General features: G+C 65.4%; 9 protein-coding genes and 1 pseudogene. 7 read left to right on the top strand and 3 right to left on the bottom strand.

Going from position 1 to position 14375, the window contains the following annotated elements:
• Positions 1-35: 35 nt before the first annotated feature.
• Positions 36-875 (top strand): RMD1 family protein, encoded by an 840-nt coding sequence (locus ACNJX9_RS29975; RefSeq protein ID WP_057757157.1) that lies wholly within the window; start codon positions 36-38, stop codon positions 873-875.
• A gap of 135 nt (positions 876-1010) precedes the next feature.
• On the opposite strand, the gene ACNJX9_RS29970 is transcribed toward ACNJX9_RS29975, so the two are convergent.
• A complete protein-coding gene (locus ACNJX9_RS29970) occupies positions 1011-2204 on the bottom strand; it encodes an acetate/propionate family kinase (protein ID WP_439405549.1) in 1194 nt (397 codons plus the stop codon).
• Between the two features lie 7 nt (positions 2205-2211).
• The gene (locus ACNJX9_RS29965; protein ID WP_439410150.1) at positions 2212-4626 is read right to left on the bottom strand and encodes a phosphoketolase family protein; all 2415 of its coding nucleotides are present in this window, start codon (positions 4624-4626) and stop codon (positions 2212-2214) included.
• A gap of 210 nt (positions 4627-4836) precedes the next feature.
• Here ACNJX9_RS29965 and ACNJX9_RS29960 point away from each other — a divergent pair, with 210 nt between their 5' ends.
• The 3 genes from ACNJX9_RS29960 to ACNJX9_RS29950 all read left to right on the top strand — a co-directional run bounded on the left by ACNJX9_RS29960 (position 4837) and on the right by ACNJX9_RS29950 (position 8466).
• The gene (locus ACNJX9_RS29960; RefSeq protein WP_439405547.1) at positions 4837-6000 is read left to right on the top strand and encodes a PA0069 family radical SAM protein; all 1164 of its coding nucleotides are present in this window, start codon (positions 4837-4839) and stop codon (positions 5998-6000) included.
• Between the two features lie 84 nt (positions 6001-6084).
• Entirely contained in the window at positions 6085-6858 is a 774-nt protein-coding gene (locus tag ACNJX9_RS29955; RefSeq protein ID WP_057757267.1) for a ribonuclease HII, read from the top strand.
• A 99-nt stretch (positions 6859-6957) separates the two neighbouring features.
• Positions 6958-8466: a glycosyltransferase family 39 protein gene (locus ACNJX9_RS29950; RefSeq protein WP_439405546.1), complete on the top strand. Its 1509-nt coding sequence runs from the start codon at positions 6958-6960 to the stop codon at positions 8464-8466.
• Positions 8467-8593: 127 nt separating this feature from the next.
• On the opposite strand, the gene ACNJX9_RS29945 is transcribed toward ACNJX9_RS29950, so the two are convergent.
• Complete coding sequence (locus ACNJX9_RS29945) at positions 8594-9400, bottom strand: uracil-DNA glycosylase (RefSeq protein ID WP_271599685.1); 807 nt, start codon at positions 9398-9400, stop codon at positions 8594-8596.
• 136 nt (positions 9401-9536) lie between these two features.
• Here ACNJX9_RS29945 and ACNJX9_RS29940 point away from each other — a divergent pair.
• The 3 genes and pseudogenes from ACNJX9_RS29940 to ACNJX9_RS29930 all read left to right on the top strand — a co-directional run bounded on the left by ACNJX9_RS29940 (position 9537) and on the right by ACNJX9_RS29930 (position 14298).
• Positions 9537-11197 (top strand): annotated as a pseudogene (locus ACNJX9_RS29940) (electron transfer flavoprotein-ubiquinone oxidoreductase).
• A gap of 308 nt (positions 11198-11505) precedes the next feature.
• Complete coding sequence (locus tag ACNJX9_RS29935; protein WP_057757165.1) at positions 11506-13302, top strand: tetratricopeptide repeat protein; 1797 nt, start codon at positions 11506-11508, stop codon at positions 13300-13302.
• Positions 13303-13413: 111 nt separating this feature from the next.
• On the top strand, positions 13414-14298 hold the full coding sequence (locus ACNJX9_RS29930; protein ID WP_439405544.1) for a 4-(cytidine 5'-diphospho)-2-C-methyl-D-erythritol kinase: 885 nt from the start codon (positions 13414-13416) through the stop codon (positions 14296-14298).
• Positions 14299-14375: the final 77 nt, after the last annotated feature.

Genomic DNA, 14375 nt, shown 5'->3' with positions numbered 1-14375 from the left:
GAATATTTCGGCGAGTGACGGGAGCGAGATGTCCAATGACCGTCGATCAACTTCCCGCTGGTGCGCTGTCAACATCGCCGAAGCCGGACCCCGCGCCGACCTTGCGGATCCGCGCCGTGATGCTCGGCGAACGCATCAACGCCTCGAACCTCGAACTCGGCACCCTCGTGTCCTCGACGCCGGCGGCGTTTCGCGTCCATGGCGGCCTCGCCGTGATCTTCCGCTACGGTGTCGTGGTGCTGATCGGCCTCCTCCCTTCGGAGGAGAAGGTGCTGCTCGACAGCCTGAAGTCCCGCGTGACCGGCGAGCTCAGCCCGATCGAGGAGGAGACCGCCCAGGCGCAGCTGTGCAAGGACGAAAGCGCCGAGGCGATCCAGCCGGGCGGGCCGATCTGCCTCTCCAAGTTCTCCGACGAGCGACTGTTGCTGATCGCGGACGCGCTCGCCAAAAGCACGTCACTGGCGCGCGACGAGCGGCGTGTCGCTGCGGTCTTCGATGTCATCGAGCCCTTCGCGCGGGAGCTTGCCGAGAAGGGCCGGACGTCGCGACGTCGCAGGGGCATCCTGCAATTGATCGGCAATGCGCTGCTGGTGCAGCAACGCGTCGCCGGCCGCGTTGCGGTCGCCGAGAAGCCCGATGCGCTCTGGGAAAAACCCCAGCTCGACCGGCTCTATGCGCGTCTCGAAGATGAGTACGAGCTGAAGGAGCGCCTCGACACGCTGGAGCGGAAGCTCACGGTTATTTCCGAGACCGCCGACGCGCTGACCGACATCATCGACACGCAACGCTCACTGCGGCTCGAAATCGCGGTGGTGGTGCTGATCGTGATCGAAGTCGTGATCGGGTGTGTCCAGATCTTCGCGGGGGGTCACTGAGCGTCGAGCCTGCGCGTTGTCGTGCCGGATGTCTCGGCGAGCGAGGTCTCGTAGGGTGGGCAAAGGCGCACTTGCGCCGTGCCCACCACCTGTCCCGCATCACAAAAGTGGTGGGCACGCTCCGCTTTGCCCACCCTACGATACAGTCCCCGCAGCTTGCAGCACCGCGACACAATGCCGTGCGATTGTCAGCTCCTCGTTGGTCGGGATGACGAACAGATCGACAGCACTGTCCTCCGCATTGATCCGCTCGCGCCCCTTCTCATCCGCCGCTGCATCGATGCGCAGGCCGAGCCAGGCGAGCCGCTCGCCGATGGCGCTGCGGATCTCTTTCGCATGCTCGCCAATTCCGCCGGTGAAGACGAGGCCGTCGAGCCCTCCCAGCGTGTTGGCCATGACCGCGATCTCCTGCGCTGCGCGGAAGACGAAGAGATCGACCGCCTCGCGCGCCGAAGCCTCGCTGCTCGCCAGCAGCGTCCGCATGTCCGCGGAGAGGCCGGAGACGCCCAGCAGCCCTGACTCGTGATAGAGCAGATGCTGTAGATCTTCGCTCGTCATCTTCTCATGCTGGAGAAAATAAAGCAGCACGCCTGGATCGATCGCCCCGCAGCGGGTGCCCATCACGAGACCGTCGAGCGGTGTCAGTCCCATTGTAGTGTCGACGCTGCGGCCGTCGCGCATGGCGCAGAGGCTTGCGCCATTACCGAGATGGGCGATGACGACGCGCTTCGTGGCGAGTTGCGGCGCGATCTCGGCGAGCCGGCCTGCGACATATTCGAATGAGAGCCCGTGGAAGCCGTAGCGCCGCAGGCCCTGCACCTCGTAGCGCTTCGGGATCGCGAAGCGATTCATCGGCGGCGTCATGCCGTGATGAAACACGGTGTCGAAACAGGCGATCTGCGTCAGCGCAGGCCGGATCATTCTGACCGGGTGGACCGGTGCGAGGCACCGCGGCTGATGCAGCGGCGCCAGCGGCGTCAGCGCCTCCAGCTTGGCGTAGACCTCGTCGGTCAATTCGACCGGGCCTGAATATTCCGGGCCACCATGAACGATGCGGTGACCGACAGCGCGCAAGCGGTGATCACCGAAGCGGTCCTCGACGAAAGCGAGCACGTCGGCGAACAGATGGCCGCCGTCGGCATCCGACGCCTCCCGCTGCGTCTCGAACAGGGCCTCGCCCGATGGGGTCTTGGCCACCAGCCGCGGCTTCGCCTCGTGCTCGTCGAGCAGGCCCTTGCAGAGCAGGGCAGGTTCGGTGCCCGAGATCTCGAACAAGCCGAACTTGATGCTCGACGAGCCCGCATTGAGGACAAGGACCGCGTCAGCCATGGCGCCGTCAATCGCCGGCTTCGGCCGGCGTGGTGCCGCCGGCACTGTTCTGCCAGACCCAATTTTGAATGTCCGGCATGTCCTCGCCATGCTCGCGCACATAACGCGAATGCTCGATCAGCTTGTCGCGAAACTGCTGTTTGACCTGTGCGGCCTTGGTCGACAGGCCTGGCACGCGCTCGATCGCCTCGATCGCGAGGTGGTAGCGGTCGAGCTCGTTGAGCACGACCATGTCGAACGGCGTCGTGGTGGTGCCTTCCTCGGCAAAGCCGCGCACATGCAGGCCGGCATGGTTGGTGCGGTTATAGGTGAGGCGGTGGATCAGGTGGGGATAGCCGTGATAGGCGAAGATCACCGGCTTGTCCTTCGTGAACAGGCTGTCGAAATCGCGATCGGACAGGCCATGGGGATGCTGCTCCCTGGGTTGCAGCGTCATGAGGTCGACGACGTTGACGACGCGGATCCTTAACTCCGGCAGCGCCTTGCGCAGCAGGTCGACGGCGGCGAGCGTCTCCAAGGTCGGCACATCGCCGGCGCAGGCCATCACCACGTCGGGTTCGCTGTTCGCGTCCTCGTTGCTGGCCCAGGTCCAGATGCCGATGCCGGCATCGCAATGCGTCGCGGCCTCCTGCATCGACAGCCATTGTGGCGCCGGCTGCTTGCCGGCGACGATGACGTTGATGCGGTTATAGGTGCGCAGGCAATGATCGGCGATCCAAAGCAGCGTGTTGGCGTCGGGCGGGAAATAGATGCGGACGATGTCGGCCTTCTTGTTGGCGACGAGATCGACGAACCCCGGGTCCTGGTGGCTGAAGCCGTTGTGGTCCTGGCGCCAGACATGCGAGGTCAGGAGATAGTTCAGCGAGGCGATCGGCCGTCGCCATGGCAGGTGCCGCGTCACCTTCAGCCATTTGGCGTGCTGGTTGAACATGGAATCCACGATGTGGATGAAGGCCTCGTAGCAGGAGAAGAAGCCGTGCCGTCCGGTCAGCAGATAGCCTTCGAGCCAGCCCTGGCAGAGGTGCTCGCTCAAGACCTCCATCACGCGGCCGTCCTGTGCCAGATGCACGTCGTAAGGTTCGATTGGCTCCATCCAGACCCGTTCGGTCGCATCGAACACGGCATCGAGGCGGTTTGATGCGGTCTCATCAGGACCCACGATGCGGAAATTGCGCTCTCCGGCGTTGAGGCGGATGACGTCGCGCAGGAACTTGCCGAGCTCGCGTGTGGCTTCGCTTGTCACGCCGCCGGGCCGCGGCACCTCGACGGCAAAGCTGCGGAAGTCGGGCAGCTTCAGCTCCTTCTTGAGCAGCCCGCCATTGGCGTGCGGGTTGGCGCCCATGCGTCTGTTACCTTGGGGCGCGAGGGCCTGAAGCTCGGGAACGAGCGCGCCGCTGGCGTCGAACAGCTGGTCCGGCTCGTAGCTGCGCATCCAGTCTTCGAGAATCTTCAAGTGAGCCGGGTTCTCGCGGCAGTTCGCGACGGGCACTTGATGCGCGCGCCAAAAGCCTTCGACCTTTTTCCCGTCAACCTCCTTCGGGCCGGTCCAGCCCTTCGGGCTGCGCAGCACGATCATCGGCCAGCGCGGCCGCTCCACGCTCGCACGCCCGTCGCGGGCGTGCAGCTGGATCGAGCGGATGCTGGCGATCGCGACGTCGAGCGCATCGGCCATCGCCCGGTGCATCAGCTTGGGATCGTCGCCTGCGACGAACAGCGGCTCGTGGCCGAATCCGCGGAACAGATCGCGGATCTCGCTGTCGGGCATCCGGCCGAGCACGGTTGGACCCGCGATCTTGTAGCCGTTGAGGTGCAGGATCGGCAGCACGGCGCCATCATGTGCGGGATTGAGGAACTTGTTCGAATGCCAGGACGCTGCCAGCGGGCCGGTCTCGGCCTCACCGTCGCCGACGACGCAGGCAACGATCAGGTCGGGATTGTCGAAGGCCGCGCCATAGGCGTGCACCAGCGCGTAGCCGAGCTCGCCGCCTTCGTGGATCGAGCCCGGCGTTTCCGGCGCTGCATGGCTCGGGATGCCGCCGGGGAAGGAGAATTGCCTGAACAGTTTTCGTAGCCCGTCCGCATCGCGCGGGATGTCAGGATAGACCTCGCTGTAGCTGCCTTCGAGATAAGTGTTCGCCACCATGCCCGGGCCGCCATGGCCGGGACCGCAGACGTAGAGCACGCTCAGGTCCAGCGCGCGGATGACCCGGTTGAGGTGCGCATAGATGAAGTTCAGCCCCGGCGTCGTGCCCCAATGGCCGAGCAGGCGCGGCTTGATGTGCTCGGGCCGGAGCGGCTCGCGCAGCAGCGGGTTATCCAACAGGTAGATTTGCCCGACGGAGAGATAGTTGGCCGCACGCCAGTAGCGATCGAGGAGATCGAGGTCGCTGCTTGCAGCGGACGATTGTTGTTGAAATGTCATGATCATGCCGACCTTCGCCCGGGATCGTCATCAACCGGGTTCCGGCGAGATCGATCCTTCCGCCGCATCAAACGGGATCGAGGTCACGCGGTGTTGCGTGAGGTCAAAGGACCGCGCGCGAAGTTTGGGCAGCGCTACTGTGCATGGGGTTGTTTTCGCGTTGTCGATTCTTGTTCTTGATTTGTTCCTTTGGCGTGCTATCTTGAATGCATGAGTCCAGCTTCTTCTTCTGCTCTCAAGCACCCGCCGGTCACGGCGCCCTCCGAGCCGGCGGGTGCGCCTTCTGACTTCCCTGAACTGGCTGTCGCCATCGACCGCCAGCGCAGGCGGGGGCGGGGCGCCCAGTCCAACGCCAGTGGGCGCTATGAGGCCGAGGCGCGCGTCGCCTTCGACGATGGCTGGCAGAGCCTGGACGATCTGCCGCCGTTCAAGACCATTGTCGGCGTCGACACCTCGCGCAGGGTGATCACCCGCAACGACTCGCCCGACATCGGCTTCGACCGTTCGATCAATCCCTATCGCGGCTGCGAGCATGGCTGCGTCTATTGCTTCGCGCGGCCGACGCACGCCTATCTCGGCCTGTCGCCGGGGCTCGACTTCGAGGCAAAGCTGTTCGCCAAGCCCGAGGCGCCTGTTCTGCTCGAGAAGGAACTCGCGGCCGCAGGCTACGAGCCGCGGATGATCGCGATCGGCACCAACACCGATCCCTACCAGCCGATCGAGCGCGAGCGCAAAATCATGCGCGGCATTCTGGAGGTGCTGGAGCGCACCGGCCATCCCGTCGGCATCGTCACCAAATCCGCGCTGGTCGTGCGCGACATCGACATTCTCGCCCGCATGGCCAAGCGCAACCTTGCCAAGGTCGCGATCTCGGTAACCTCGCTCGACCCGAAGCTCGCCCGGACCATGGAGCCGCGCGCCTCGACGCCGCCGAAGCGGCTGGAGGCGCTTAAGCAGCTCTCGGAGGCTGGCATACCCACCACGGTGATGGTCGCGCCCGTGATCCCCGCCCTGAACGATTCCGAGATCGAGCGCATCCTCGATGCCGCGGCGCATGCCGGTGTCAAGGAAGCCTCCTACGTTTTGCTGCGGCTGCCGCTGGAGGTGCGCGATCTCTTCCGCGAATGGCTGATGGCGAATTATCCGGATCGCTATCGCCACGTCTTCACCCTGATCCGCGACATGCGCGGCGGCCGCGACTACGATTCGAAATGGGGCGAGCGGATGAAGGGCACAGGCCCGATGGCCTGGACCATCGGCCGCCGCTTCGAGCTCGCCTGCGACCGGCTTGGGCTGAACAAGCGCCGCTCGAAGCTGACGACGGATCATTTTACCAGGCCGAAGCAGAACGGCGAGCAGCTCAGCCTGTTCTGAGGCGCGAGGGGCGGGCGCTGAATAACGGGAATTGCGCGGAGTTCCCGGTTGCGCCCGCGAGCCGGCTTACGCACGATCCCGGCCATGATTCGGGACAAGTCCGCCAAGAAGCCAGTCAAGGATGCGCCAGAAAAGGCTCCTGAGAAGAAGGCTGCGCCGGTCAAGGCAAGCTTCCGCCGCGAGCGCGCGCTGATCAAGCGGGGCATCTGGCCGGTCGCGGGCTGCGACGAGGCCGGCCGCGGGCCGCTCGCCGGCCCCGTGGTGGCGGCTGCGGTGATTTTGGATCCTGATCGCATCCCGCGCGGCATCGACGATTCCAAGCGCCTGACGGCGGAAGAGCGCGAAAAGTTGTTCGACAGGATCTGCGCCACCGCGCAGGTCTCCGTCGCCGTCGCTTCGCCCGCGCGGATCGACCGCGACAACATTCTGCGCGCCTCGCTGTGGGCGCTGAAGCGCGCGGTGGTCGCGTTGCCCGAGCCTCCGAAGCTCGTCTTCGTCGACGGCCGTGATCGCCTCGACACGGCTTGCGACTGCGAAGCGGTGATCGGCGGTGACGGCATCGTGCTCTCGATTGCGGCGGCCTCCATCGTCGCCAAGGTGACCCGTGACCGGCTGATGTGCGCGCTGGCGCAGGATTGCCCCGGCTACGGCTTCGAGCAGCACAAGGGCTATGCCGTGCCCGAGCATCTCGACGCGCTCGACCGTCTCGGCCCCACCATCCACCACCGCAGCTTCTTCGCCCCCGTCGTCGCCGCCCGCGCCAAGCACATGCCCTGGACCGTCGAGCCGGTGCAGGATCTGTTCTCCGTCACCGAGGTCGAGACTGCAGTTGAAATCGAGGCTTCAGCGGGCCTCTAGCGCAGACCGAAGTTGCCACGACGCGTGGCGCGCTTTATCAAAACAGCTGTGAGCGAATAGGGCCGGCTGGACGGGTTGGCTGCATCTTGCGGGCGTTGCATGCGGTTTACCTCCCTGGTCATCGAGCTCATTCGCGCCCGGCCGCGGTTGATCGTCTGGATTGCCGTGCTGCTGCAGGCCACGATGTGGCTGCTGGTGGCGCTGCTGTTCTACCGCAGCCCGCCCGGCAATCTCGCGACCCTGCTGGCCTTTGGCCGCGAATATCAGGTTGGCACTGATCTCGGCCCGCCGCTGTCGCTCTGGCTCGCCGATATCGCCTATCGCGCCGCAGGCGGCCATGTCTTCGGCGTCTACGTCCTTGCCGAGCTCTGCGAGATCGCGACCTTCATCGCGCTGTATCATCTGTCGCGGGCCGTGGTTGGCAGCCAGCAGGCGGTGCTCGCCGTGCTGCTGACCATGACGGTGCTGGCCTTCTCCTCGTCCGCGCTCGACTTCGGCCCCTTGGTCCTCGCCCGGCCGCTCTGGGCGCTGCTGCTGCTGCATTCCTGGCAGATCATCGGCCAGCGTCGCGGCAATGCCTGGTTCGCCTGGTCGATCGAGGCGGGCCTTCTGCTGCTGACCACGCCGGCTGCGATCTTCCTGCTCGCGCTGCTCGTCATCTTCGCGCTCTCGACCGCCGGCGGCCGCCGGACCTTGCGCGCGCTCGATCCGCTGTTCGCACTCGTCGTCGTCGCCGTGCTGGCGCTGCCCTATGCGGTCTGGCTGATGCGCGCCCAAACGCTGGCGCTGCCGGCCTTGCCGCAAACGGCCGACCTCGGCGCCCGTGCGATCCACGCCGCCTGGCTGCTCGGTGGGCTGGTGTTTGGCGCGATCGCGGTGCCGGTGCTGAGCTTCCTCAACACACCCCTGTTCGCCGGCAAGAGCGAGGAGGCGCCGATCATCTACCGCCCGCCGGTCGAGCCGCTCGCTCGCAACTTCGTCTATTTCTTTGCACTCGCGCCGGCGCTGGGGGCGGTCCTGATCTCCGGCCTGTTCGGGTTCGAGACTGTCGTCGGCGGCGCCGGCGTCGTGCTGGTCATGTCGGGCCTCGCCATGGTCGTCATGGCGGGCGATCTCATCGCCATGCGCCGCGCGCGGATGTTGCGCACGGTATGGGCGGCGGCCGTCATCGCCCCTGCCGCCGGCGTCGTGCTGGCCGTGCTGTTTCTGCCCTGGACCGGCACCGGCGAGATCGCGACCTCGATGCCGGCGCACGCGATCTCGGATTTCTTCGACGAGAGCTTTGCCCGCCGCACCAACCATCGCCTGCGCGCGGTCGCCGGCGAGACGCAGCTTGCGAGCCTGATCACGCTGCATTCCGGCCGGCCGCATCTCTTCATCGATGCCGATCCTGCGCGCACACCGTGGATGTCACAGGCGAAATTCAGCGAGAGCGGCGGCGTCGTGGTCTGGCGTGCATCCGATACTGGCGGCACCCCGCCGCCCGAAATCCTCGCACGCTTCCCGGGCATCGTGCCCGAAGTGCCGCGTGCCTTTGAATGGCTGGTCAATGGCCGTCAGGGATTGCTGCGCATCGGCTGGGCGATCGTACGGCCGAAGGGGGCTTAGCGACAACCGCAGAAATCGTAGGGTGGGCAAAGGCGCAAAGCGCCGTGCCCACGTCAGGCCGATCCGTCGTCACGATTTAGGTGGTGGGCACGCTTCGCTTTGCCCACCCTACGAGAGCTACGGGAGCTCACGCGCCAGCCAACGCCTTCGCAATCGCCCGCAGATCCTGCCAGGCCAGCCGCTTGTACGACGGCGAGCGCAACAGATAGGCCGGGTGGAAGGTCGGCAGCGCGCGGATGGTGCGTTGGCCGGTGTCGTAATCGAACCAGCGCCCGCGCGTGCGCATGATCCCCTCACGGGTCGAGAGCAGTGTCTGCGTCGAGGGATTGCCGAGCGTCACCAGCACATCCGGGTTCACCAGCTCGATATGGCGCTGGATGAAGGGCAGGCACACTTGCGTCTCCTGCGGTGTCGGCGTGCGGTTGCCCGGCGGCCGCCAGGGGATGACATTGGTGATGTAGGCCGTGCTGCGGTTCAGTCCTATTGCGCCGATCATCAGATCGAGCAGCTTGCCGCTGCGCCCCACGAACGGCAGTCCCTCGATGTCCTCGTCGCGGCCCGGCGCTTCGCCGACGAACATGATGCGCGCCTGCGGATTGCCGTCGGCGAATACCAGCCGCGTCGCGGTGTGCTTTAGCGCGCAGCCTTCGAAGTTTTGCATCAGCTCGCGCAGGGCCTCGAGCGTTGGCGCCGTGCGTGCGGCCTCGCGGGCCGAGGCGATCGCAACGTCGGGCGCCGGTGCGGCCTCGCCGCGCATCACCGCAGGCGCGGCGATGGGCCGCGGCGCTTCGATCGGTGCCGCGCGCGGGGCTGGCGGCGGGGCGTCTAATTCCGCCAGGCGGTCGACCGGTTCCTCTGCGAGCGCGCAATCGACACCGGCCTCCAGATAGAAGGCGAGCAGTTCACGGACGGTGGGTGCGGGCTCGGGGATCATTGGGAAAGTCAGACTATTAGTTCATCTTAAGGCGCCTTGCATCCCAGCGGAACGCATTTCCGTGGTTGTCCTACCCGGAAAAATCGGAAACAAGGGGGCGCAAATGACAAGGAACCGTCTCAAGGGCTGAGATCAGATGAGCATCGAAGAACTTCCCCCGCGCGAATCCATGGAATTCGACGTCGTCATCGTCGGCGCCGGCCCCTCAGGCCTGGCTGCAGCGATCCGGCTGAAGCAGCTCAACGCCGATCTCAACATCGTCATCGTGGAGAAGGGCTCCGAGGTCGGCGCGCATATTCTCTCCGGCGCCGTGATCGACCCGGCCGGGCTCGACAAGCTGATCCCCGACTGGCGCGAGGATTCGGATTGTCCGCTGAAGACGCAGGTGAAGGACGATCGCTTCTACTGGATGACGACCGGCGGCGCGATCAAGCTGCCGAACTTCATGATGCCGCCGCGGATGGACAATCATCACTGCTATATCGGCTCGCTTGGCAACGTCTGCCGCTGGCTGGCGCGCAAGGCGGAGGCGCTCGGCGTCGAGATCTATCCGGGCTTTGCCGCCGCCGAAGTGCTCTACGACGACAAGGGCGCGGTGAAGGGCATCGCCACGGGCGACATGGGCATCGGCCGCGACGGCAAGCCAAAGGACTCCTTCACCCGCGGCATGGAACTGCTCGGCAAGTACACGCTGTTCGCCGAAGGCGCGCGCGGCAGCCTGACCAAGCAGCTCATCAACAAGTTCGCGCTTGATGCCAAGAGTGAGCCGCCGAAATTCGGTATCGGCCTGAAGGAAGTCTGGCAGATCGATCCCGCCAAGCATCAGAAGGGCCTGATCCAGCATTCGTTCGGCTGGCCGCTCGACTGAAGACCGGCGGCGGCTCCTTCCTCTATCATTACGACGACAATCTCGTCGCGGTCGGCTTCGTCGTGCATCTGAACTACGAAGATCCCTATCTGTCGCCGTTCGACGAATTCCAGCGCTTCAAGACTCATCCCTCGATCCGCGGCACGTTCGAGGGCGCCAAGCGTCTTGCCTATGGCGCGCGTGCCATCACCGAGGGCGGCTATCAGTCGGTGCCGAGGCTGACCTTTCCCGGCGGCGCGCTGGTCGGCTGCGCGGCCGGCTTCGTCAACGTGCCGCGCATCAAGGGTGTGCACAATGCGATGGGCACCGGCATGCTGGCGGCCGAACATGTCGCGGCGGCGCTCGCGGCGGATCGTGCCAATGACGAGGTCGTCGACTACGAGAACGCCTGGCGGTCCTCGTCGGTCGGCAAGGACCTGTTCCTGGTCCGCAACGTCAAGCCGTTGTGGTCGAAGTTCGGCACCGTGCTCGGTGTCGCGCTGGGCGGCTTCGACATGTGGTGCAACACGCTGTTCGGCACCTCGCTGTTCGGCACGCAATCCCATGCCAAGCCCGATCGCGCGACCCTCGATCCGGCCAGGCAGCACGCGCCGAAGAACTATCCAAAGCCGGACGGCAAGATCTCGTTCGACAAGCTGTCCTCGGTGTTCCTGTCCAACACCAACCATGAAGAGGACCAGCCGGTCCATCTGAAGGTGGCCGACATGAACCTGCAGAAAACCTCCGAGCACGACGTCTTCGCCGGTCCCTCGAATCGCTATTGTCCGGCCGGCGTCTACGAGTGGGTCGAGGAGGGTTCGGGCCCGCGCTTCCAGATCAATGCCCAGAACTGCGTCCACTGCAAAACCTGCGACGTGAAGGATCCCAACGGCAACATCACCTGGGTTCCCCCGGAGGGCGGCGGCGGCCCGAACTACGAGGCGATGTAAGAGGGACGTCGGATCACAAAGCGTGATCCGGCGCAGGTCGCCGTGAGGACCCCGGCTGCGGCTCCCCGCCGCGGCCACGATAAGGCCATAGTACCGTCGTCTTGGGGCTCTCTTGACGGTCGATTGAACCGTCACTTGGCCGATTTGGGGCGTGCGGCGGGGATCGCCCGGTCCGAATCCTTGCGGTGAGGCGCCAAAAGCGGCATTGTCCCGACCCGACGGTTCCGGGTCACATGTCGCCGGCCGCGTTCGCGCGCGAGACGGCCTTTGCTTTAAACCCAGGCACTACCAACTCAAGGCGAGCCCTGATGTTTTCAAATCGTTTCAACCGCTGGACTGCTGCTGCCATCGTTCTTGCCGGCTCCGCGATCGTGGCGGTCCCCGGCGCGGTGCTGGCGCAGACGCCGGATCATCCGGCCGACACGGCGGCGCAGTTTCCGACCCGAAACGATCTGAAGTCGCTCACCACCGCCGGCAGCTATCTCGCCGCCCGCCACGCCAGCGTCGAGCGCGATGCGACCTCGGCCGCCGCCTTCTATCGCTCTGCGCTGCGGACCGACCCAAAGAACAACGAACTGCTCGACCGCGCCTTCATCTCCTCGGTCGACGACGGCGACATCGACGAAGCGGTCAAGCTCGCCGAACGCATCCTCACCATCGACAAGACCAATCGCGTCGCGCGCCTCGTGGTCGGCGTGCATGACCTGAAGTTGAAGAAATATCCGAGCGCGCAGAGCAACATCAACCAGTCGATTCGCGGACCGATCACCGATCTCGTCGCGACGCTGCTCTCGGGCTGGGCCGCCTATGGTGCCGGCGATGCCAAGGCGGCGGTCGCCACCATCGACAAGCTGGCGGGCCCGGAATGGTATCCGCTGTTCAAGGACCTGCACACCGGCATGATCCTCGAGAACGCCGGCAAGGAAAAGGAGGCGGGCGTCCGCTTCGAGCGCGCCTACAAGCTCGACGATTCCATGCTGCGCGTGACGGAAGCCTATGCGCGCTGGCTGTCGCGCAACAAGGACGCGGCCTCGGCGACCGCGATCTATGAGGCCTTCGACAAGAAGCTCGCCCGTCATCCGCTGATCGTGGAAGGTCTGCGCGAGACCAGGGCCGGCAAGAAGCTGCCGTCGCTGGTCGATTCCGCACAGGCCGGCGCAGCCGAGGCGCTCTACGGTATCGGCGCCACCCTGACCCGCCGCGGCGGCGAGGATCTGGCCCTGGTCTATCTCCAGCTCGCGCTCTATCTGCAGCCCAGCCATCCGCTGGCCCTGCTCTCGCTCGCCGATCTCTATGAATCGGTGAAGCGGCCGCAGATGGCGATCAAGATCTATGAGCGGGTGCCGTCGTCCTCGCCGCTCAGGCGCAACGCGCAGATCCAGCTCGCCATTGACCTGGATTCCGCCGACCGCAGCGACGAGGCGATCAAGATCCTCAAGGGCGTGACCGCCGAGGACCCCAAGGATCTCGAGGCCATCATGGCGCTCGGCAATCTCCAGCGTGGCCGCAAGAAGTTCGGCGACTGCGGCGCGACCTATTCGCAAGGCATCGACGTGCTGCCGGCAGGCAACGACAAGGCCAACAGCGTCTGGTACTATTATCGCGGCATCTGCGAGGAGCGCTCCAAGCAGTGGGGCAAGGCCGAAGCCGACATGAAGAAGGCGCTCGAGCTGCAGCCTGACCAGCCGCATGTCCTCAACTATCTCGGCTATTCCTGGATCGACCAGGGCGTGAACCTCGACGAAGGCATGAAGATGATCAAGCGTGCCGTCGAGCAGCGTCCCGACGACGGCTACATCGTCGACTCCCTTGGCTGGGCCTATTACCGCATCGGCAACTACGAGGAGGCGGTGAAGAACCTCGAGCGCGCGATCGACCTCAAGCCCGAGGATCCCACCATCAACGACCATCTCGGCGACGCCTATTGGCGCGTCGGCCGCACGCTGGAAGCCAAATTCCAGTGGGCGCATGCCCGCGATCTCAAGCCCGAGCCGGACGATCTGCCGAGGATCGAAGCCAAGATCGCCAACGGCATGACCGAGGACAATTCGAACTCTTCAGCCGCGCAAGCGGACAAGAAGAAAGACGACGGCAAGGGCGGCTAAGCTGCGCATGATCCGGAAAAGTGTACTTGCGGTTTTCCCGCGACAAACGCGGAACGCGTTTGCGCAGAGATCATGCGCACAACGAATGATGTGATTGGGGGCGTATCGCCGATGCCGGCGTTGATTGAAGAAGGGCGCGCGAAGGTCAACTTGAGCCTTCGCGTGGTCGGCCGTCGCGCTGACGGCTATCATGATCTCGAAAGCGTGGTTGCGTTTGCGGATTGTGCCGACCGGCTGACTCTGGAGCCGGGCGACGAGCTCACGCTCGCCACCACAGGGCCGCTCGCAGCGGCCTGCGGCGAGACCTCGGACAATCTCGTGTTCAAGGCCGCCAAGCTTCTGGCCGATGCCGTGCCGAATTTGAAGCTCGGCGCCTTCGCGCTCGACAAGGTCTTGCCGGTTGCAGCCGGTATCGGCGGCGGCTCGGCGGATGCCGCGGCGGCGCTGCGCCTGCTCGCGCGTCTCAACGATCTGTCGCTCGACGATCCCCGCCTGCAGGCGGTCGCGCTGGCGACCGGCGCCGATGTGCCGGTGTGCCTGCTCTCGCGCGCCTGCGACATGACCGGCGTCGGCGAGCAGCTGCTGCCGCTGGCGTTGCCCAGCATGCCCTGCGTCATGGTCAATCCACGCGTGCCGGTTGCGACCAAGGACGTGTTCAAGGAATTGGGACTGCGCAACGGCGAATTGCTGGTCGGCGCCACCTCGGTCCTCGGAGCTCCGGCCTGGCCGGACGAGGGCGGATCAATCTCGGACTGGGTTGAGGTTCTCGAGACAGTCCCCAACGATCTCGAGGCCCCTGCGCTCCGCATCGAACCTGTCATCGGCGACGTGCTAGACGCTTTGCGCGCGTCCGCTGGCGTCAAGCTGGCTCGCATGTCCGGCTCGGGCGCGACGTGCTTTGCGATCTATGGCGCGGCAGCCGACGCGCATGCCGCCGCAGAGAAGATCCGCAGCGATCACCCCGGCTGGTGGGGGCATGCGGGCACGTTGAGCTAGTATTTTCTGAGGGAAGGTCTCGTAGGGTGGGCAAAGGCGCGCAAGCGCCGTGCCCACGATCTCTCGCCAATCGCGAC

This window comes from Bradyrhizobium sp. BLXBL-03, from assembly GCF_051853015.1.
GTDB classification, from domain to species: domain Bacteria; phylum Pseudomonadota; class Alphaproteobacteria; order Rhizobiales; family Xanthobacteraceae; genus Bradyrhizobium; species Bradyrhizobium manausense.
This window is presented reverse-complemented; position numbering and strand designations above follow the sequence as displayed.